This window comes from Bacillus sp. AFS018417 (assembly GCF_002560985.1).
Lineage (GTDB): Bacteria > Bacillota > Bacilli > Bacillales > Bacillaceae_G > Bacillus_A > Bacillus_A rhizoplanae.
Genome location: NZ_NTTM01000038.1, coordinates 52,996 through 73,924, shown reverse-complemented (window position 1 = coordinate 73,924; position 20,929 = coordinate 52,996). Strand labels below are relative to the sequence as shown.

At 35.8% G+C, this 20,929-nt stretch carries 23 protein-coding genes; 16 read left to right on the top strand and 7 right to left on the bottom strand.

The features are described from left to right. Positions 1 to 205: 205 nt before the first annotated feature. The 3 genes from CN326_RS15660 to CN326_RS15650 all read right to left on the bottom strand — a co-directional run bounded on the left by CN326_RS15660 (position 206) and on the right by CN326_RS15650 (position 2,762). Positions 206 to 424, bottom strand: coding sequence for a helix-turn-helix domain-containing protein (locus CN326_RS15660; protein ID WP_176524649.1), 219 nt, complete (start codon positions 422 to 424; stop codon positions 206 to 208). A gap of 10 nt (positions 425 to 434) precedes the next feature. After that, positions 435 to 920, bottom strand: a complete 486-nt coding sequence (locus CN326_RS15655; protein WP_098309927.1) for a DUF2975 domain-containing protein — start codon at positions 918 to 920, stop codon at positions 435 to 437. A gap of 462 nt (positions 921 to 1,382) precedes the next feature. Beyond that, entirely contained in the window at positions 1,383 to 2,762 is a 1,380-nt protein-coding gene (locus CN326_RS15650) for an aldehyde dehydrogenase (RefSeq protein WP_098309926.1), read from the bottom strand. Between the two features lie 810 nt (positions 2,763 to 3,572). Here CN326_RS15650 and CN326_RS15645 point away from each other — a divergent pair. The 3 genes from CN326_RS15645 (at position 3,573) to CN326_RS24685 (ending at position 4,765) form a co-directional block, all read left to right on the top strand. Further along, positions 3,573 to 4,094, top strand: a complete 522-nt coding sequence (locus tag CN326_RS15645) for an alpha/beta fold hydrolase (protein ID WP_176524647.1) — start codon at positions 3,573 to 3,575, stop codon at positions 4,092 to 4,094. Beyond that, entirely contained in the window at positions 4,027 to 4,404 is a 378-nt protein-coding gene (locus tag CN326_RS15640; protein ID WP_098309924.1) for a hypothetical protein, read from the top strand. Before CN326_RS15645 ends, CN326_RS15640 begins: the two co-directional genes overlap by 68 nt. Before the next feature lie 184 nt (positions 4,405 to 4,588). Beyond that, entirely contained in the window at positions 4,589 to 4,765 is a 177-nt protein-coding gene (locus CN326_RS24685; protein ID WP_176524645.1) for a hypothetical protein, read from the top strand. A 70-nt stretch (positions 4,766 to 4,835) separates the two neighbouring features. Here the strand turns inward: CN326_RS24685 and CN326_RS15635 are convergent, their stop codons facing one another. Next, positions 4,836 to 5,174 (bottom strand): hypothetical protein, encoded by a 339-nt coding sequence (locus tag CN326_RS15635; protein WP_098309923.1) that lies wholly within the window; start codon positions 5,172 to 5,174, stop codon positions 4,836 to 4,838. Positions 5,175 to 5,449: 275 nt separating this feature from the next. Between CN326_RS15635 and CN326_RS15630 the strand changes: the two genes are divergently transcribed. The 5 genes from CN326_RS15630 (at position 5,450) to tlp (ending at position 7,865) form a co-directional block, all read left to right on the top strand. Further along, positions 5,450 to 6,025, top strand: coding sequence for a peroxiredoxin family protein (locus CN326_RS15630; RefSeq protein WP_098309922.1), 576 nt, complete (start codon positions 5,450 to 5,452; stop codon positions 6,023 to 6,025). A gap of 218 nt (positions 6,026 to 6,243) precedes the next feature. After that, positions 6,244 to 7,053, top strand: a complete 810-nt coding sequence (locus tag CN326_RS15625) for a 3'-5' exonuclease (protein ID WP_483295650.1) — start codon at positions 6,244 to 6,246, stop codon at positions 7,051 to 7,053. Positions 7,054 to 7,211: 158 nt separating this feature from the next. Continuing rightward, positions 7,212 to 7,355 carry an FbpB family small basic protein gene (locus tag CN326_RS15620; protein WP_098309921.1) on the top strand — a complete coding sequence of 48 codons (144 nt, stop codon included), beginning with the start codon at positions 7,212 to 7,214 and terminating at the stop codon, positions 7,353 to 7,355. Positions 7,356 to 7,397: 42 nt separating this feature from the next. Next, complete coding sequence (locus CN326_RS15615; protein ID WP_098309920.1) at positions 7,398 to 7,532, top strand: acid-soluble spore protein N; 135 nt, start codon at positions 7,398 to 7,400, stop codon at positions 7,530 to 7,532. Between the two features lie 105 nt (positions 7,533 to 7,637). Beyond that, positions 7,638 to 7,865, top strand: coding sequence for a small acid-soluble spore protein Tlp (gene tlp / locus CN326_RS15610; RefSeq protein ID WP_098309919.1), 228 nt, complete (start codon positions 7,638 to 7,640; stop codon positions 7,863 to 7,865). A 17-nt stretch (positions 7,866 to 7,882) separates the two neighbouring features. On the opposite strand, the gene CN326_RS15605 is transcribed toward tlp, so the two are convergent. After that, positions 7,883 to 9,172: a glycoside hydrolase family 18 protein gene (locus CN326_RS15605; RefSeq protein WP_098309918.1), complete on the bottom strand. Its 1,290-nt coding sequence runs from the start codon at positions 9,170 to 9,172 to the stop codon at positions 7,883 to 7,885. 109 nt (positions 9,173 to 9,281) lie between these two features. Between CN326_RS15605 and CN326_RS15600 the strand changes: the two genes are divergently transcribed. Continuing rightward, positions 9,282 to 9,701 (top strand): acyl-CoA thioesterase, encoded by a 420-nt coding sequence (locus CN326_RS15600; protein WP_098309917.1) that lies wholly within the window; start codon positions 9,282 to 9,284, stop codon positions 9,699 to 9,701. 25 nt (positions 9,702 to 9,726) lie between these two features. Here CN326_RS15600 and CN326_RS15595 read toward each other — a convergent pair whose 3' ends face one another. Continuing rightward, positions 9,727 to 10,017 carry a HesB/YadR/YfhF family protein gene (locus CN326_RS15595; RefSeq protein WP_098309916.1) on the bottom strand — a complete coding sequence of 97 codons (291 nt, stop codon included), beginning with the start codon at positions 10,015 to 10,017 and terminating at the stop codon, positions 9,727 to 9,729. 108 nt (positions 10,018 to 10,125) lie between these two features. Continuing rightward, positions 10,126 to 10,728: a glycerol-3-phosphate 1-O-acyltransferase PlsY gene (gene plsY, locus CN326_RS15590; RefSeq protein ID WP_098309915.1), complete on the bottom strand. Its 603-nt coding sequence runs from the start codon at positions 10,726 to 10,728 to the stop codon at positions 10,126 to 10,128. A gap of 329 nt (positions 10,729 to 11,057) precedes the next feature. On the opposite strand from plsY, the gene CN326_RS15585 reads away from it, so the two are divergent. From CN326_RS15585 to parC, 7 genes are all read left to right on the top strand, one after another. Beyond that, on the top strand, positions 11,058 to 12,914 hold the full coding sequence (locus CN326_RS15585; protein WP_098309934.1) for an anaerobic ribonucleoside triphosphate reductase: 1,857 nt from the start codon (positions 11,058 to 11,060) through the stop codon (positions 12,912 to 12,914). Further along, positions 12,911 to 13,363 (top strand): anaerobic ribonucleoside-triphosphate reductase activating protein, encoded by a 453-nt coding sequence (gene nrdG, locus CN326_RS15580; protein WP_098309914.1) that lies wholly within the window; start codon positions 12,911 to 12,913, stop codon positions 13,361 to 13,363. The genes CN326_RS15585 and nrdG overlap by 4 nt, the downstream gene beginning before the upstream one ends. 15 nt (positions 13,364 to 13,378) lie before the next feature. After that, positions 13,379 to 14,056 (top strand): response regulator transcription factor, encoded by a 678-nt coding sequence (locus tag CN326_RS15575; RefSeq protein WP_098309913.1) that lies wholly within the window; start codon positions 13,379 to 13,381, stop codon positions 14,054 to 14,056. A gap of 173 nt (positions 14,057 to 14,229) precedes the next feature. Beyond that, a complete protein-coding gene (locus CN326_RS15570) occupies positions 14,230 to 15,438 on the top strand; it encodes a S1C family serine protease (protein WP_098309912.1) in 1,209 nt (402 codons plus the stop codon). Positions 15,439 to 15,510: 72 nt separating this feature from the next. Beyond that, positions 15,511 to 15,924 carry a CoA-binding protein gene (locus tag CN326_RS15565; protein WP_098309911.1) on the top strand — a complete coding sequence of 138 codons (414 nt, stop codon included), beginning with the start codon at positions 15,511 to 15,513 and terminating at the stop codon, positions 15,922 to 15,924. A 507-nt stretch (positions 15,925 to 16,431) separates the two neighbouring features. Continuing rightward, the gene (gene parE, locus CN326_RS15555; protein ID WP_098309909.1) at positions 16,432 to 18,396 is read left to right on the top strand and encodes a DNA topoisomerase IV subunit B; all 1,965 of its coding nucleotides are present in this window, start codon (positions 16,432 to 16,434) and stop codon (positions 18,394 to 18,396) included. Between the two features lies 1 nt (position 18,397). Next, positions 18,398 to 20,821: a DNA topoisomerase IV subunit A gene (parC, locus tag CN326_RS15550; RefSeq protein WP_098309908.1), complete on the top strand. Its 2,424-nt coding sequence runs from the start codon at positions 18,398 to 18,400 to the stop codon at positions 20,819 to 20,821. The last annotated feature ends 108 nt before the right edge of the window (positions 20,822 to 20,929 follow it).

The window sequence follows — 20,929 nt, the reverse complement described above, 5'->3', positions numbered from 1 at the left end:
AACTTTTTGGGTTCACTTCAGTTCATAATGGGTTCCCTTTTGAGGTGCAAACATTGCAAATCACATCACATTTTTTGTCACTAATATCAATGCAATTCTCAATGGAATTCTCTGAGTAAATAACATCAATAAACGCAAAGAAGGGATAGACATTAAGCTATCCCTTAATTTCACTGTCGACTCCCGGTAGTTTTGTTGTCTGTTTTTATAGGGTATCTTCGTCGCTTTTGTACTCCAAAATATCACCCGGCTGACAATTCAAAGTCTTACATATCGCTTCTAATGTTGAAAAACGAACCGCTTTTGCTTTCCCATTTTTCAGAATGGAAAGATTCGCCATAGTAATTCCAACCCTCTCCGAAAGCTCCGTTACGCTCATTTTTCGTTTTGCTAACATCACATCAATATTAATAATAATTGTCATATCCTCCACCTCAGACCGTCAAATCATTTTCTGATTTTATGTTAATCGCTTCTTGTAGAAGCCGTTGGAGGATAGCAGCAAAAACGGCGATAACCAACGAAGCAAAAATGATGATGAGTCCCATTAATGCAATAGGAGGGTCAACTTTCTTCGCTATAAAATGAAAGAGTGGCAAACCTAATACATACAAACCACTGATTGTAATCGCACAGCACTTTATGTTCTTTAACGCCTTTACAGATAATTCCGAGAACGCTGTGTTCTCGTCAATGTACCGTAAAAGATTGAAAGCCTGATAGAGAGCAAAGTAAAAAGGCACAGCCGCTCCATACATCACGATGAAAACGAGATATTTCATTGGGGCAATATTTGGATACGATTTTGCTGCGAAATTCGCCATATGGGGCACTAAAAATATACATAAAGCAAGAACCGGTAGTCCTATAATAAAAATAATGACTTTTAAGAAAGTCGTTGAACCTCGTTTAACATTCATTTAAAACACCTCACTTATTTAATGACAACATGATTTTAGCATATGATTTATCGTTTTACAATAAATTAATATTGTTTCTTATTATATTATTATTGTTATTGAAATATCCTTTTAATTTTGACAAAAATAAAAAGCATTTCTCATTACAAAGAAATGCTCTTACTTTAAAATGTTAAATTTACAACTTGTTCAACAAAACTTCCAAATAGTTTAATAAAGTAAATCAACAACGAATGAGGACAAACATTAGGACAATGAAGAAGTTATTAAAAAACCTACATAAAAAATCGAATACGCTAAAACCACAAAAGGCATCTGCTGTTTCTCAGTGGATGCCTTTTTAGTATTAAGAATGTGGGGACAGATTTCATAAATAATAATGGCAATAGTTAAATTAGGTATTCCACTCCTATTTTACTTTTGGTTGCCATACCCTATGTTCAGTAAACAGTTTCTTTCTTATTATTTAAAAATCTTTCGCAAAATTTTAATTTTGTTCTTATACGGTGGAAATACAAGCCCTAAGTCTATCTTTGAGCTTTTCTTTAAAATGCTTTTACGATGTGTAAAAGTATCAAAACTATGTTTTCCATGATAAGCACCGAACCCTGCATTTCCTACTCCACCAAAAGGCAAGTGGAGATTCGCCATATGTGACATTGTATCATTGACGCATCCTCCCCCAAAAGAAATTCGTCCTAATACCTGTTTTTCAACATTTTTATTTTCAGTAAACACATACAAGGCTAACGGTTTGGGATGGTTGTTAACCATATGAATGACCTCATCTAAATCATTGTACTCGATAATTGGTAAAATTGGTCCGAAAATTTCTTCTTTCATAGCTGCATCATCCCATGACTTTACTTCAAGAAGTGTTGGTTCAATATATAAATGACTTCTAGATGAATTTCCACCAAATACTATATTATTTTGGTCTTGTTCTACTATAGAAATAAGTCTATCGAATTGTCTCTCATTGACAATTCGACCATAATCATTGCTTTTTGATACATCTGATCCATAAAAGCTTGTGATGATTTCTTTCATTTTTGAAATCAGTTTTCCCTTGATAGATTTGTGTGCAATAACATAATCAGGTGCAATACAGGATTGCCCAGCATTTATGAATTTTCCCCAGATAATACGTTTGGCTGCTATATCGAGGTTAGCTGTTTTATCGACAATAGCTGGTCCTTTTCCACCAAGTTCTAATGTTACTGGTATAAGATTTTTCGCCGCAGCTTCCATGACAATTTTTCCAACTGGAACGCTACCAGTAAAAAAGATATAGTCAAATGGTGCATGAATTAATAAAGAAGTTGTTTCGATGTCTCCTTCAATTACACGAATATATTGCTTATCAAACGTTTCACTTATTATTTTGTTAATTACAGCTGAAACGTTTGGCGCATTTTCTGAAGGTTTGAGAACTACACAATTTCCTGCCGCAATTGCCCCAATAAGAGGTTCCATTAATGATTGGAATGGATAATTAAAAGGTCCAATAATTAGCACTGTACCATATGGCTCTTTTATTATGTAACTTTTGGAAGGCGCAAAATGAATAGGTGTTTTTACTTTTTGAGGTTTCATCCATTGTTTTAGGTATTTCATAATAAAATTGATACTGTTAAATGCGAAACCAATTTCTGCAGCATATGCTTCAAACTCGCTTTTGTGTAAATCTTGATATAATGCGCTCAGCGCTTGATTTTCATATTTTTGAATAGAATTTTTTAATTTTTCTAACTGTTCAAGACGGAATTGAAGACTTCTTGTATAATCATTATGGAAAAATTGTCTATGCTCTTGAATAAGTTGTTGAATATTATCAACCATTAGGGAAATCCCTCCAATAGCAAGTAAGTAAATCTTGAACCATACTATTATTTTCTATGCTCATCATCTCCATAGTTTCTTTAGTATGGGAATCCTAAAGCCTAATTTACTTATTTGTAGTTCTTTTCAATCCAATTGATAAAAAGATATTGCATGCTTATTTCAATAACTATTAAGAAGATGTGAAATGAGTAATGATACATAATAAAAAAGGTACAATGCACTAAATGGTACGCTTAAAAGAATACTGCCGTATTAAATAGCCGCTCCGCAAATCATTCCGATAAACAATGATTCCAGGGCTACAAATAGAATGGAGTCTCTGTAGTAGAAATCTAATATGTAAGTAAATTGGCCTGGAAAGTTTGCGTAAAAAATCCAAATTAAGATAATTCATGTATTTATAGTAATAATAAAATCTTTTCCGAAATGTACTGTTATAAATGTTCTCCAGTTGCGATATTGTAAAACTCTTACAGTTCTTATTACGAGAAATATAAGAGCGAAGAATCCAGCCCAAGTAATCAGTATTTGTGTGATTTCTGAAATGGGAATCACTCCTTTTGGGTATATGTCACATATGTAACGATTGCTATTGCATTAATGAACATCATGGTTCGAAGTAATTTGTACATGTTTCTTGAAAGTGACTCTCATTTTACAAAAAATGTATTCGATAGATGGGATAATTTTTCCTGCTCTAATCATGTATTGAAATATGAGTAAATACGAAAGAATAGAATGAATATTCACTCATTTATGGTAATATATTGTATAATTTGTAATATAGAACTGCTAAGGGAGAAAATTATGATGCATGAACATTTTGTAAGGGTTGTGGGAAATGGTCAACCAATTATCTTTCTGCCAGGAACAGGTTGGTCAGGTGATATAGGATTGCATATAGCTGATTCTGTAAAAGATTTTTACCAAGTGCATATGATTGATTTGCCTGGTATTGGACAAAGTCAAGGTTTGGATGGAGTTATAAAACTAGAAGATGCTGCTGCATGGTTACATCGTTATATTACTAAGCTGAATATGGAAAAAGTTATTTTAATTGGACATTCATTGGGAGGAGCCATCTGTTTGGCTTATGCTTCTTATTATCCATCTCTAGTAGAGGGACTTATGTTATTAGACATAGGGTATGATAAAATACCGCTGTTTCCTGTGGAGATGTTTGGGAAATTAGGATTTATGGTTCCGTTTATTAGTTTTTTACATAGGCATTTTGGTAATAAGGTATTAGGGAAAGAAGAAGATGCAACGTCAAGAGAAGACAGAAGAGAGAATAAAAGCCCAAATAGAAAAACATGGATTTCCAGATAATGAGTACATAAGACAAGCGATAAAAAATCAACAACCAGCTAATACAAAGGGTATTAGTTTATTGTTAGCACTATATCGAACAAATCTTCCTAAAATGTTAACCTCTGTACAGGTTCCGAGTATATTGCTTTATGGAAATCGAAGTCAAGAGCCTGTGAATTTACAAAATAAGATTAAGAGAAATATTGCGCATGTTAAGAAAAAGCACCCTAGTATTGTTATTCAAGAATTAGATGGTGGACATTATGCTCATTTGCAAGATGAACTTGCGTTAAGTAAAATGAAAGCTTTCATTCACTCTTTGGAATAAACATGAGATTACTATATTTAATTGTCTTAAAATACAATTGCATGTGCCAAAAGGGAAGGGAAACAATGTTAGGAAAGATTTTTAATGAATTAGGGTAAAACGAATCTGTTTTTGATAGATTATAGAACTTGCTTTAAAAGGGAGCAAGTACATAATTTTATAAACGGGAGAGGGAGAAAGCGGTATGTCGACAAATAGAAAAATTGGTGTAAGTTGTTTATTGCTGAGCAGCTGTGCGGCACTAAGTAGTTTCTTATTAAAAGGCATCCTTCCTTATTCAGGGATTATTGGTTGGACGTTATCTGTTGTTTTTATTTTAGCTAGTGCTCATTTCATTGGGGAGGATGTAAGTGAGTCGTAGCTTGTAATGTTTATCTTAGATTTACGTCTTTAAAAAAAGAGATCCTTACTCGATCTCTTTTTTTATACTTCTATTCACTTTGACTTAATTGATATACATATTTGAAGGAGTTTTCAAAGTTGAACTCTTTTACTTGGGTTATTTTGTTTGTTTTTGGATTGTATGTAAAAATTTTAACCGTATTGTAACCGCCGCTTTTAGGATCGGTGTTTCTAACAGCGAATGTATTCTCTCCAATTTGGATCATATTGTTTCTGTCATATACTTCATTATTTGTAGGTGGAACGTCTTGATGGTTTGAAGAAGTCTTAATCACTTTGACTCCACCCGAAAATAATGTAACGATGATGAGTATAACGAGACATACCCTTATTATTCGTAATTCTTTAGTAATTGGATGCTCTTCCATATGGTTCACTCCTCATACTTTCTAGATTTATTAATATGTATGACATTGTTTTAGAAATAAGTATTCGTATGTAATGAAGTGCGGTATTTGATTGAGTAGAACTAGAAAACATCCGCTTTTTCTTATTGTGAGGATTGTAATCTTAATTTTTTTGTATAATATACTTTCTTTTCCATAGAGAATATTTCCATCTTTGTCCGTATAAGCTAAAATAAAGTAAAACTTTCATCAGTGAGAACCATGGAGACAAAGATAAAATATAAGGAATGGTGCATATGTGGCGAAAAATATCGATTGTTGTTGTGTTATTATGTTTAGCTGGTTATGCAATTTATGAGCAGTTTGGAAAAGAGAAAGTACAAGTAGCAGATAATCAAAAGCAAAGTACAGAGGATGTAAAAGAAGCAATTGCACAAAATGGTATTGAAATTGGAAAAATAGCGCCTGATTTTGAATTGTCCAAGCTTGATGGTACAAAGGTGAAGCTTTCTGATTTAAAAGGCAAGAAAGTTATTGTGAACTTTTGGGCAACGTGGTGTGGTCCATGTCAGCAAGAAATGCCAGATATACAAGCATTTTATGATAAGTATCAGAAAGATGTAGAAGTTTTAGCGGTGAATTATACAGTGTCAGAAGGGGCTGAAGGAAAAGAGAAAGTACGGAAATTTGCAGAAGAGAAAGGGCTTACTTTTCCGATTCTTCTTGATACAGATATAAAAGTAACGACTACTTATAAAGTCATTACAATTCCAACATCATATTTTATTGATACAAAAGGAGTTATCCAGGATAAATTTATCGGACCGATGACGGTGAAGGAAATGGAGAAAAGAGTCGCGAAATTAAAATAAAGTGAAATCTCCATCCGTGGGGATAAAAGATGAAAATAGGAATGGTATATGTGCCATTCCTATTTTCTATTTAAAGGCTAATTGAGCTTCTTTCATTATGTTAAGTTATAATGTAAATAAAAAGTTAAGGAGAAGATTATGGGGAATTTCACAGGTAATTATGTTGTAATCGATTTGAAACAACAGGATTTAATCCTTATCAAGATAATATTATTCAAATGGCTGCGATTCGGTATCGAAATCATATATGTACCGATCAATTTGTTTCGTATGTAAATCCAGAAAAGATGATTCCGAGCCGCATCACAATGTTGACAGGTATTCAGAATTTTGATGTTGCAAGTGCTCCGACAATTGATATAGTATTACCGGAATTTATTGCATTTATTGGAGAAGATACGATCATTGCTCATAATGCTTCTTTTGATATGAGGTTTTTAAAGAGTAATATGGAACGATTAGGACTCGGTACACCAAAAAATATAGTGCTGGATACACTTAGTTTAGCAAAACGATATATAAAACATGTACCAAACCATAAATTAGAAACACTGAAACGATTTTTACATATTCAAGTACGCTCTCACAATGCATTAGATGATTGTTTCACTTGTGCGGCCGTATATCAAAAATGTGTAGAAGAGAAGAACGGAAAAGAGAAGAAGGTGACTTCTCAAAGTCTAACAAAGGAAGAAGGAAGAGCCTATGAGATCGTAAAAGAAATATTGGAAAAGCATAACAAAGATACAACGGTTATTCGTTATGTTTGTGTTGGCAATTATCTGGATATCAAAGCACTTTATTCATTTGTAAGAATTAAGCTAAAGGGAAGAAAAAAATACGTATTAACGAATAAAGGACAAGAGGAGATAGTAGCTGTGTATCCGACTGTTATATGTGAACCTGCTACGAAAAGTGAATTGGGTGTTACAAGAATCATGATTGATCAGCCTGAGGATTTGATTGCTTTTGAAGTCCTCATTCTTGCCGCGTATGAGGAGGGATTGCAAACTTTGCAGCACTCATAAAGTGAAACTTCCGCAAGTGTGGGAATTCCACACTTGTGGAAGTTTGTATTGTAATTAAATGGATTAACTATGCTAAAAAATAAAATTTTCTCATAAATCTGATTAGGGAGTTTTTTAACTGTTCATACTAGTAACACGAAAGAGAAAGGGTGAATAGTATGAGAAGAAATCGACGAAGAACGTTTGAAGAACTTGTGATGGAAAATAAGCGGCAGCTACTTAATGATCGTGATGCAATTGAACGGATTGAAGAAAAATTAGAGAAGCGATTTGAAACGCGTATTTTCAAACAGGCTGAATAATTCTTATAGCTAGTATGATACTAGTTGTAAGGAGGCGATATTATGGGTAATCCAAAGAAACATCCACAAGATTTTGCTCCAAACCAGATTGGAACACAATCGAGAGCAGCTGGTGGTAATAAAGGAAAACAAATGCAAGACAAATCAGGGAAACAACCGATTGTTGATAACGGTTAAAGAGAGGGAGAATGGAAGCATTCTCCTTCTTTTTTTGCATACATAATTAAAGATATTTTTTACAAACTAATGTTGTATGTATTTTCAATAAAGGAGGAAGACATGATGCCAGAACAAAACAAAGCAAATCCAGATGATCGTAGCGATAACGTTGAGAAATTGCAAGAGGCGGTATATAACACAATTGAAAATATGAACGAAGCAAGGGAAGCTGCTGAGTTTTCTAATGCGCAAGATCGCGCAGCAATCGAAGCGAAAAATGAGCGCCGCATGGAAAGTATTGAAGGAATGCGAAAAGAAATTAAAGAGGAAGCTGCATATCGTAATAAGTAAGAAAAGGCTGACAATTGTCAGCCTTTTTTTGTGATAGAAAAATTTTCTGTAAGAAGACGCCAATTTTGCGGGAAAGGTAAGCCGATTTTCCAATAACTGATACCGCGAATTCCTTGTTCTTTTATTAAATTAAACTTACTTTGAACAGACCTAGCATCTTCAAACCATACTTCATGCTTCACTCCGTTTTCATCGTAATAATTGAAATGCGGAGCTTGGGAAGTGAAATCGTATTGAATTGGGACATTATATTTCCGGGCAAGCGCAACAGCAGCAACAGAGCTAACTGCTTTTGCAGGAGGATTTCCTTCTTTGAATGGAAGAATCCAATCAAATCCGTATAAGTTTTGTCCCATCATAATTTTACGTGGCGGCATTTGCGATTTTGCGTATTGAATGACTTGTTTTACAGGACCAATTGGAGAAACTGCAAGGGGCGGTCCACCTTGCCATCCCCAGTCGTATGTCATAATGATAACGAAATCAACAATTTCACCTTGTGCCTTATAGTCCTGAGCTGCAGCTGCACCTTTTTGAGTTGAACTTGTTTTTGGGGGGAGAGTTGTACTGAGCGTATATCCTTTTGGTAGACGTGTTTTTACTTTGCGTAAAAATTGATTATATACTTCGCGGTCTCCTGGTGCAAGGTTCTCAAAATCAAAATGAATGTCACGCATTCCATATTTTTGTGCTGTTTGTAAAATATTTGTAATGAGCGTATTTTGAATTGTCTCATTGCGTAAAAAAATGCTTGCTAATTCAGGGCTGAAACTTCCATTTTCAAGATTTGTAATAACAAGCATCGGAATCGTTTGCCCTTGTTTTGCAATTGTGACGATTTCAGATGCTTGTGTAGGTTCTTTCAGTGTTCCGTCACGCTTTGCCTCAAAGCTAAAGTAGGCCAAGTAGGTTAAATATGGATTGATAGCTTTGGTGGAAGTAACTAAGCTTTCTTTAATCGGAATTGTAGATGGCTGTAAGTAGGCAATAGATTCAATAATTTTTTTTGTCCCTTTTGGTACATATAGCTGCTGTCCGACTTGGAGTGCGGATTTTAATGATAAATGATTCACTTTTGCTAAGCTGGCGAGAGGTACATTGTAAGTTAAGGCAATTTTATATAAGCTATCGCCAGGCTGTACATAATAAGTATTTCCTTCCGTATTCACGATCAATGCTTGCCCGATGACGAGTGTTTGAGCTGGATTTAGTCCATTATCTTTTACAATTGTTTCTGGTGTGGTTCCGTACTTCTGTGCTAATTTATATACATTATCACCGCTTTGTACAGTTATAATTTGTAGCATATGCTCACTCCTTTAAGGAAAAAGATCCGCCACTTCTATTTTATTTTCAGTTTCTCTGTATTATGATTAAAGGTGTAGAAAGAAATGCAAGCGAGAAGGAGACAAAACTATGTTTGTAGCAGAACACGAAATTGACATCCGTTATGCAGAGACAGATCAAATGGGTGTCGTGTACCATGCAAATTATTTAGTATGGCTAGAACTTGGACGTACGAAATTAATTCAAGATTTAGGGTTTTCATATGTTGAAATGGAGAATGATGGGATTGTATCTCCTGTACTTGATTTGCAAATTACATATCGAAAAGCAATGCGTTATGGAGAAAAAGCAATTGTGAAAACATGGGTGGAGTCTGTGAGTCCACTACGCGTTGTGTACGGCTATGAAATTTATAATGGAAACGGCGAACGTTGTATTACAGCGTCTACAACAAATATTTGTGCAAAAAAAGAAGGTTTTCGTCCGGTATCGTTTAAAAAATTGTACCCAGAGTGGTATGAGACATACGAGAAGATTCAAAAACAATGAAAAAACGTGGCTTAGGCCACGTTTTTTATTTTTCATAATGAAATTGCGGGAAATCATCATCATTACTGAATGTAACAGATAAATCATGTCCGTCAAAGAACCATTCATCATCGCCTTCAATAAAGAAAGTAATACCATCTTCTTGAATTTGTACAGCAGGAGTAGCTGGCTCATCTTTACGAATTCCTAATGAAAGACCTTTTTGAACAGTGCTACATCCACCATATTGTACGAAAAAGCGAAGGGCATCGCCTGTTTGTAAACCAAGTTCGTTTTTGTACCAGCTTACTGCTTCTTTTGATACTGAAATGTTCATCTAGTGTTCCTCCAACATAATTACTTTTTCTTTTAGTATAAAAAATAACGCAAAAAGACGCCATTTATATGCTTTGCGTTTTCTTTTTGCGTTATGTGGGTTACAATCTTACTTTTGTTTTTGTTGTTTCTTTGTTAAATTTGCTTTTGGTTCTGTTTTATTTATAATTCGTCCAATATTTGCACGGTGTCGATAAATAACCATACCAGCTAATAAACACATCGCAACAATGAAGATTTTATTCCCGTTTATAATTGCTGCAACAACAGCGGCAACGGCTGTTAACATAGAAGAAAGTGAAACGTATCTCGTCGTAAATAGTAGGGTAAAAAAGATAACAGCTAGTACCACAAAGGTAATTGGCGCGTAGCATAATAGTACGCCAGCAGAAGTAGCAACTGCTTTTCCACCGCGGAACTTTGCGAAGATTGGGTATACATGACCAAGTACTGCAGCTAATCCGAACCATAGAGGATGGATATGTAAACCGAAAATTATCGGTAGAGCTGTAGCCAATGTTCCTTTTAGAATATCAGCAATTGTAACAATGAAACCCGCTTTTTTCCCTAACGTACGAAATGTATTCGTTCCTCCTAAATTTCCGCTGCCATGCTCGCGAATATCGATTCCATAACCAATCTTTCCAACGACAAGTCCAGATGGAATCGAGCCAAGTAAATAGGCAACGATCAATAAAAGATATGTAAGCATAAGTTCAGTCTCCTTTATTCAAATGTGTTGATAAAGGGTAAAAAGAGTTTTTCCCGTATATTGTACCATACATTTGTAAAGAGCACATTTCTTTTTTATAAAGTGAAATTTCTATTAATGGTGGGTTTCTCATTTCTCACTGATAGAAAACATTCTCTAATGAAGCTCCTATTTACTCATAAGTTGAGGGATAAATAAAAGGTTCGATGAATGTTTAAAAAATTTTCACAGAATGTTACATTTTTCACATACCCGACCTTACTATATGTAGTATCATTTTGGTAGTGAATTAACAAGATGTTGTTGGGGGTTAAGAAATGAAGCAAGTAATGGAAAAGAACAATGAATATGAAGAGAATCTAAAGGATATTTTTACGAAAATTGTTTATGCAAATGAACAAGATTTAATGCAAGAAAATGCGAATGTTGACGGTCGGTCTCCGATGGGAGTGATGGGGAAATTTGCATCTGAGAGTGCAAAGTATTACGCGGTCGAACAATTACTTTCTGAAGAAGTGAAAAAAGCAATTAATCAAAATATTTTATATCCGCATGATTTAGATTTTTATGCAACAGGTACGACAACTTGTTCGCAAATCCCATTAGCTCAAATGCTTGAAAATGGGTTTCATACAGGGCACGGATATATGCGACAGCCGCAAGATATTAAAAGTGCGTTGGCACTTTCTTCTATTATTCTTCAAGCGAATCAAAATATGCAGCATGGTGGTCAATCATTTGCGCTGTTTGATATAGATTTAGCACCGTATGTGAGAAAAACGTTTGAAAGAAATAAAAAACGTTTAGCTACATATCCATTAACAGTTAAGCAAGTAGAAGAGTTTGCGTGGAAAGAAACAGAAAATGATACGTATCAAGCATGTGAAGCATTTATTCATAATTCGAATAGCATGCATAGCAGGGGCGGTGGACAAGTTCCATTTATTTCAATTAATTACGGAACGGATACATCAAAAGAAGGAAGATTATTAATTAAACAATTGTTACGAGCGACGCAAGCCGGATTAGGAAAAGGAGAAACGCCCATTTTTCCTATCCAAATATTTAAATTAAAAAAAGGTGTGAATTTTGAAGAAAAAGATCCGAACTATGATTTATTTGAACTAGCATTAGAAACGACAGCAAAACGACTGTTTCCCAACTTTTCATTTTTAGATGCCCCATTTAATGCTATACATTATGATGGTCGTCCTGAAAGTGAAGTGTGTTATATGGGATGCCGTACTCGTGTTATGTCCAATATTCATGGGGAAGAAACAGCGATTGGAAGAGGGAATTTATCGTTTACATCTATTAACTTAGTGAAATTAGCGTGTATGAGTGGATCAAAAGAAGCATTTTTTGAAGCTTTAAATTACTATGTTGACCTTGGTATTCGTCAATTATTGGAAAGATTCTCTTATCAATCAACGAAAAAGGCAAGAGATTTCCAATTCTTATATTCACAAGGAGTATGGCGTGGTGGTGAAAAACTTCAGCCTGAGGATTCTGTTGCTGAAATTTTAAAGCAAGGTACATTAAGTATTGGTTTTATTGGTCTTGCAGAATGTTTAGTTGCTTTAACGGGAAAACATCATGGGGAAGATGAAAAATCATGGAAGCTCGGATATGAAATTATTGAATGTATGAGAAAGAAGATGGATCAAGCAACGGAAGAACATCAGTTGAATTTTTCATTAATTGCAACTCCTGCAGAAGGATTATCAGGGAAATTTATTAAGAAAGATCGAGCTGAATTTGGAACAATTACAGGTGTAACAGATCATAACTATTATACAAATTCATTTCATATTCCTGTTTATTATCCTATTCAAGCCATTGATAAAATTCGTTTAGAAGGACCGTTTCACGCGCTTTGTAATGGTGGACATATTACGTATATTGAATTGGACGGAGCGGCTGTTCATAATCAAAAAGCATTACAGCAAATTGTGAAAGCAATGGCACAGTATGGTGTAGGATATGGATCTATTAATCACCCAGTCGATCGCTGTAAATGTTGCGGTTATCACGGGATAATTGGGAATGAATGTCCAAGCTGTGGGAATGAAAATGAACGTGACTTGGAAAGAATTCGCCGCATTACAGGATACCTTGTAGGAGATATGTCAAAGTGGAACAGTGCGAAGCGTAGTGAAGAAGCGGATCGGGTGAAACATAAATGAGAGTAATGAATATCATTCATGATAGTGTTGTAGATGGGGAAGGATTGCGGACAGTCGTATTTTTTGCGGGCTGTCCGCATCGTTGTTTTGGCTGCCATAATCAGCAGTCTTGGAATATTAATAATGGAACTGAGGTTACAAAAGAGGAAATAATAAAAGAGATTGAAAAAAATCCTCTTACGGATGTAACATTTTCAGGTGGAGATCCATTTTTTCAAGCTGCTAAAGTAAAAGTAATAGCAAAAGCGGTAAAAAAAATGAAAAAAAATTTATGGATTTATACAGGCTATACATTAGAGGAGATACAAAATTCACGAAATAATGATATGATAGAGTTGTTACAGTATGCAGATGTATTAGTAGATGGAAGGTTTGAGCTAGAGAAACGAGATCTTACACTACCGTTTCGCGGAAGTTCAAATCAACGTATTATTCGATTGAAGGAGTAAAAGGACGGGATAGAATTGAATAAAACAGTTTTACTTGTTGAAGATGAAAGAAGATTGCGAGAAATTGTTAGTGATTATTTTCGTAATGAGGGCTTTGAAGTGATTGAAGCTGAAGATGGAAAGCAAGCATTAGAACGTTTTGCTGAGCATACAGTGGATTTAATTATATTAGATATTATGCTACCAGAAATTGACGGCTGGTCTGTATGTAGACGTGTAAGAAAAGAATCAGCGGTACCGATCATTATGTTAACAGCTCGTTCTGATGAGGATGATACTTTACTTGGTTTTGAATTAGGAGCAGACGAATATGTAACAAAACCGTTTAGTCCAAAAATTTTAGTTGCACGTGCCAAAACATTATTAAAACGTGCGGACGGTGCGTTAGGTCAAGCTGAGGAGAATATACTTTCCCTTGCAGGTATCGCTGTGAATCGTTTGTCGCGTACTGTAATGGTAGACGATGAAGAGATTACGTTAACGCATAAAGAATTTGAGCTGCTTGTTTATTTAATGGAGAATAAAGGGATTGTATTATCTCGTCAACATTTATTAGATCAGCTTTGGGGATATGATTACTACGGAGATGATCGTACAGTAGACACTCATATTAAGAAACTTCGTAATAAATTAGGAGATAAAGCAACTCATATTGGTACAGTTATTCGTGTAGGATACAAATTTGAAGAGTAAATATTTGCTTCTATTTATACATCTTTATAATTACATGTACAATTTTTATGTACTTGACAATTATGAAATATAATAGTATTTTTTTGTTTGGATTTCACGATAAGTTCACAGAAAGAACACAAACCGTGATTATACTAAAAATACGATTTAAGCAGAGAGGGGATAAGTAGAATATGGGATACTATGATCAAAAAGAGATGAATGAAGCCTATACAGAAACAGTAAAATCACGCAGCAAAAAAGGATACTTTTTTACAGGAGTTGTCGGTGCTGTTATTGGTGCAGTTACGATTAGTTTTGCAGTACCGTATATGCCTTGGATAAATAACAGCGTGGTTTCACAATCAAAAGTAGAGGGAACAGCAGTTCCTGTTTCTAATAAAGCAAAGGGTGAAACAGACCTTGCAGGTATGGTTGAAGGAGCAAAAGGTGTAGTTGTAGGTGTAATTAATTTCCAAAAAAATGTAGATCCATTTTCGCCTCAAGCAGGCGGACAAGAAGCTGAAGCAGGTTCAGGATCAGGTGTTATTTATAAAAAAGTTGGAGATAAAGCACTTATTGTAACGAATAACCACGTTGTAGAGGGTGCAAATAAATTAGAAGTGAAGTTAAGTGATGGAACGAAGGTTGACGCAAGGCTAGTAGGAAAAGATCCATGGTTAGATTTAGCTGTCGTTGAGATTGATGGAAAGAATATTAATAAAGTTGCAACTCTTGGAGATTCAGATAAAATTCGTGCGGGAGAACCTGCGATTGCAATTGGTAATCCGCTTGGCTTCGATGGAAGTGTAACAGAAGGTATTATCAGTAGCAAAAATCGTGAAATCCCAGTTGATATTAACGGGGACAACCGTGCTGATTGGCAAGCACAAGTTATTCAAACGGATGCTGCGATTAACCCAGGGAATAGCGGTGGTGCATTATTCAATGAAAATGGTGAAGTAATCGGTATTAACTCTAGTAAAATTGCACAGCAAGAAGTAGAAGGAATTGGCTTTGCGATTCCAATTAATGTAGCAAAACCAGTACTTGACTCTCTTGAAAAATATGGTGAGGTAAAACGACCTGTTATGGGTGTTCAAGTAATGAGTCTTGATGAAATCCCAAGTTATGCATTATTACAATTTAAATTACCAAAAGATGTAACAAATGGAGTTCTGTTAAGACAAGTTGATCCAGCATCACCGGCAGAAAAAGCAGGATTGCAGCAATATGATGTTGTTGTTGGCTTGGATGACCAAAAAATAGATAATGCAGTTGAATTCCGTAAATATTTATACGAGAAGAAAAAAGTTGGCGATAAAATAGAAGTGACAGCATATCGAAATGGTGAGAAAATCAAGAAAACAGTAACATTAGCTGATAAAAGTGGAACGAATTAATAAAGAAAGTCTCTTTCATGTTGAAAGAGACTTTCTTTATCGGCTATACTAAATTAACAGGAGGGATTACATATGACAATTGAAAATCCAACTCGTGCGGAAATTGGAGAGATTTTAAAGAATAGTAAGACTATTGCAGTTGTCGGATTATCTGATAATCCAGATCGTACTTCTTACATGGTGTCAAAAGCGATGCAAGATGCAGGGTACCGTATTATTCCTGTTAATCCAAAGGTTAGTGAAGTATTAGGAGAAAAAGCGGTAAAATCATTGGCTGAAATAAAAGAGCATGTTGATATCGTCAATGTATTCCGTCGTTCTGAGTTTTTAATGGATGTTGCCAAAGAGTTTGCTGAGATTGAAGCGGATATATTTTGGGCACAATTAGGTATACAAGACGAAGAAACGTATCGTTTTTTGAAAGAAAAAGGCTATACTGTCATTATGGATCGTTGCATTAAAGTTGAACATGCAATGACAAGATAAAGTGAAACTTCCATCATTGGGGGCGGTTCGCTTCCCAATGATGGAAAGCTCTCACCAATCGGGCTTTTACGGGGAGTTATTCCCCGCCTATCTTCCTCGCTTCGGGGGGGATACTGCTCAAGAATAGCGGGATAGATTGTATTTGTGAAGTTTATTGAGCTCCTATTCATTAGGGAGGAGCAGATGGACGAGGTGTTCATCGTGAAGTTTTTTAAAGGTTGTTTTTGGGGATTGTTGCTTGTCACTCCATTTTGGATTATTATCATTTTGTTGATTATAAAATGGTGGAGTATGTAGTTGTTTTTGGAATACATATCCATGTTTCGTTGACAAACGATTACTTTTCTGAAATAGTAGCGTAGAGGAATCCTTGTGACAAGCAAGGATTTTTCTTATGAAAATAGTATATAAAAGAAATAACGTAACTTGCCAAAAGTGAGTAAAAGGCGTTATTCTATAATAGAAAACATATGTTCTGATTTTTTGGGTAGGAAAGGGGCAAGGAGTTTGGCTAAGCGTCAGTTTCAATATGATGAAAATGCAATTCAAGTGCTAGAGGGTCTTGAAGCCGTTCGGAAACGCCCGGGTATGTATATCGGGAGTACGGATAGCCGCGGATTGCATCATTTAGTATATGAGATCGTAGATAACTCCGTTGATGAAGCATTGGCGGGATTTGGCGATGAAATTAAAGTCGTAATACATAAAGATAACAGTATAAGTGTAGTAGATAAAGGGCGCGGTATGCCGATAGGAATGCATAAGCTTGGAAAACCGACACCAGAAGTCATATTAACTGTACTCCATGCTGGTGGTAAATTTGGACAAGGCGGTTATAAAACAAGTGGTGGTTTGCACGGTGTTGGCGCATCAGTTGTAAACGCGTTGTCCGAATGGCTTGTTGTTACAATTAAACGAGATGGTTACGTATATGAACAACGATTTGAAAATGGTGGTGTTCCGGTTACGACACTTGAGAAAATCGGAAAAGCAAAAGATAATGGAACAACGATTCATTTTAAACCGGATCGAACGATTTTTAGCACAACGAACTATAATTATGAAACGTTATGCGAGAGATTACGTGAATCAGCATTTTTATTAAAAGGTATGAAAATTGTACTTCAGGATAAACGTAACGATTTGGAAGATGTTTTTCATTATGAAACGGGGATTGAAGCGTTTGTTTCATATTTAAATGAAGAGAAAGACTCTTTACACCCAGTTGTATATTTTACTGGAGAGCAAAACGGAATTGAAGCAGAATTAGCTTTTCAATTTAATGATGGGTATTCTGAGAACATTCTTTCCTTTGTGAATAATGTACGTACGAAAGATGGCGGTACGCACGAAGCTGGATTTAAAACAGCGATGACACGCGTATTTAACGAATATGCACGTAAAGTTTCTTTGTTAAAAGAGAAAGATAAAAATTTAGAAGGAACGGATATTCGTGAAGGATTAGCTGCAATTGTTTCCATTCGTGTTCCAGAAGAATTGCTTCAATTTGAAGGGCAAACGAAAGGAAAGCTTGGAACAAGTGAAGGGCGTTCAGCTGTTGATGCTGTTGTGTCAGAGCATTTAGAGTATTTTTTAGAGGAAAATCCGGGTGTGGCAACGCTTCTTGTGAAAAAAGCAATTAAAGCAGCGCAAGCCCGCGAGGCAGCGCGAAAGGCGCGTGAAGAAGCACGCAGCGGCAAAAAGAAAAAACGTTCAGAAGGAACATTGAGCGGAAAGCTGACACCAGCGCAATCACGTAATCCACAAAAGAACGAGCTATACTTAGTAGAGGGTGATTCTGCAGGCGGTTCTGCAAAGCAAGGCCGTGATCGTCGCTTCCAGGCTGTTCTTCCACTGCGTGGTAAAGTTATTAATACAGAAAAGGCAAAGCTTGCTGACATTTTTAAAAATGAAGAAATTAACACGATTATTTATGCGATTGGCGGCGGTGTTGGAGCGGAATTCTCGGTTGAAGATATCAATTATGACAAAATTGTTATTATGACGGATGCCGATACAGATGGTGCGCATATTCAAGTACTGCTATTGACATTCTTCTATCGTTATATGAAGCCGCTAATTGAGGCAGGTAAAGTATTTATTGCACTTCCTCCTTTATATAAAGTGAGTAAAGGAAAGGGGAAAAGTGAAGTCATTGAATACGCTTGGTCTGATGAAGAGCTTGATGGTGTCACGAAAAAGGTCGGAAAAGGTTATATTCTACAGCGTTATAAAGGTCTTGGTGAAATGAATGCGGACCAATTATGGGAAACAACGATGAATCCAGAGACGCGCACGTTAATTCGCGTTAAAATTGATGATGCTTCACGAGCAGATCGCCGGGTTGCTACATTGATGGGGGATAAAGTAGAACCGCGCCGTAAATGGATTGAGCGCAATGTTCAATTTGGTATGCAAGAAGAAGGAAATATTTTAGAAAATGAAATGATTATAGCAACGGAGGTGGAATAACATGCAAGCAGAGAAGTTTCATGACCTCCCGCTTGAAGATGTGCTTGGTGACCGCTTTGCACGTTATAGTAAATATATTATTCAAGACCGTGCACTTCCAGATGCACGCGACGGTTTAAAACCAGTACAACGTCGTATTTTATATTCTATGTATGTAGAAGGAAATATAAATGATAAGCCATTTCGTAAGTCTGCCAAAACAGTTGGTAACGTAATTGGTAACTATCATCCGCATGGTGATTCGTCCGTGTATGAAGCGATGGTACGTTTAAGTCAAGATTGGAAAGTACGAAATGTATTAGTTGAAATGCATGGAAATAATGGTAGTGTCGATGGTGATCCGGCAGCGGCGATGCGTTATACAGAGGCTCGTTTATCACCAATTGCTTCTGAGTTATTACGTGACATTGATAAAGAAACAGTAGAATTTGTTTCAAACTTTGATGATACAAGTGAAGAGCCAGTTGTATTACCAGCTATGTTTCCAAATCTTTTAGTGAACGGATCTACGGGAATTTCAGCTGGTTATGCAACAGAAATTCCACCACATCATCTTGGAGAAGTTATCGATGCAACAATGTTGCGAATTGATAAACCAAACAGTACTGTAGACGATTTATTAACGCTGATTAAAGGGCCAGACTTCCCGACAGGGGGGATTATCCAAGGGCTTGATGGGATTAAGAAGGCGTATGAAACAGGAAAAGGGAAAATTATCATCCGCGGAAAAGCGGAAGTTGAGACGATTCGTGGTGGGAAGCAGCAAATCGTAATTACAGAAATTCCTTACGAAGTAAACAAAGCAAATCTTGTTAAGAAAATGGATGAGCTACGTTTAGATAAAAAATTAGATGGAATTGCTGAAGTTCGTGATGAAACGGATCGTACAGGTCTTCGTATTGTTGTCGAATTGAAAAAAGATGCAAATGCAGAAGGTATTTTAAATTATTTATATAAAAATACAGATTTACAAATACCATATAACTTCAATATGGTAGCAATTCATAATCGCCGCCCTACATTAATGACATTACCAAAGATTTTAGATGCATATATTGGGCATCAAAAAGAAGTTGTAACACGTCGTTCGCAATATGAATTGCGAAAAGCGGAAAATCGTCAGCATATCGTGGAAGGTTTGATGAAAGCTTTATCAATCTTAGATAAAGTCATTGAAACAATTCGTGCTTCTAAAGATAAACGTGATGCGAAAAATAATTTAAGTGCAAGATTCTCCTTTACAGAAGCACAATCAGAAGCAATTGTATCACTGCAATTGTACCGTTTAACAAATACAGATATTACAGCATTAGAAAAAGAGGCCGAAGAGCTACAAACGAAAATTACAGAATTACAAGCGATTTTACAAAGTGAAAAAAGACTTCTTCAAGTGATTAAATCGGACTTAAAGAGAGTAAAGAAAACGTATAGTGATAATCGTCGTGCTGTAATTGAAGAAGAGATTGAAGAAATTAAAATTGATGTGGAAGTGATGATTCCACATGAAGATGTCATCGTTACTGTAACGAAAGAAGGATATGTAAAGCGAACTGGTTGGCGCTCGCATAATGCATCGAACGGAAAAGACTTCGGTATGAAAGAGGGCGACATCTTACTCGAACGCTTCGATACAAATACAACCGCGACAATTCTTTTATTTACAAGTAAAGGAAACTATATTTATCTTCCGGTATACGAAATGCCAGATATTCGTTGGAAAGATCTAGGTCAGCACGTTGCGAATATTGTGTCGCTTGACCGAGATGAAACACTAGTCTTTGCAACTGTTGTTCCGAATTTTGATGAAGAGAAGCGATTTATTACGTTTGTTACTAGAAACGGAATGATTAAGAAAACAGAATTAAATCAATATAAAGTGCAGCGTTATTCACGTGCATTTGTCGCGACTAATTTAAAGAAAGATGATGAAGTCGTCGATGTTTTTGTTACAGATGGAACACAAGATATTCTTCTTGCAACGCACGGCGCATATGCACTTGTTTTCAATGAAGAAGAAGTGAGTCCAGTTGGCGTACGGGCAGCTGGTGTAAAAGGAATGAATGTGAAGGAAGATGACTACGTTGTATGCGGTCTTCCTATCAATTCTGAAAAAGATCAGCTCGTTCTCATTACGCAAAGAGGTGCAGTAAAACGATTAAAAGCGACAGAAATTGAAAAATCGACGAGAGCAAAACGGGGTCTTGTGATCTTTAAAGAATTGAAAAAGAATCCATATCGCATCGTCGGTGTAGAAGTTGTTCGTGAAGATGAAGTTGTTTGTATGCGAACAGAAAAGCAGATAATAGAAGAAATTGATCCGAATACACTTCGTAATAAGGATCGTTACAGTAACGGAAGTTTATTAATAGATGTAAGTGATGTTGGTCTTGTTGTGGAAACATGGCCACAGAAAAAAGAAAAGTAAGAAAACACCCGACTCATTATATGAGTCGGGTGTTTTTGTCTAAATTTGTCTGAAGAATAGTAGTTGTACAAATAAAACACTTCCATTATTATTTAACTAAATATTTTA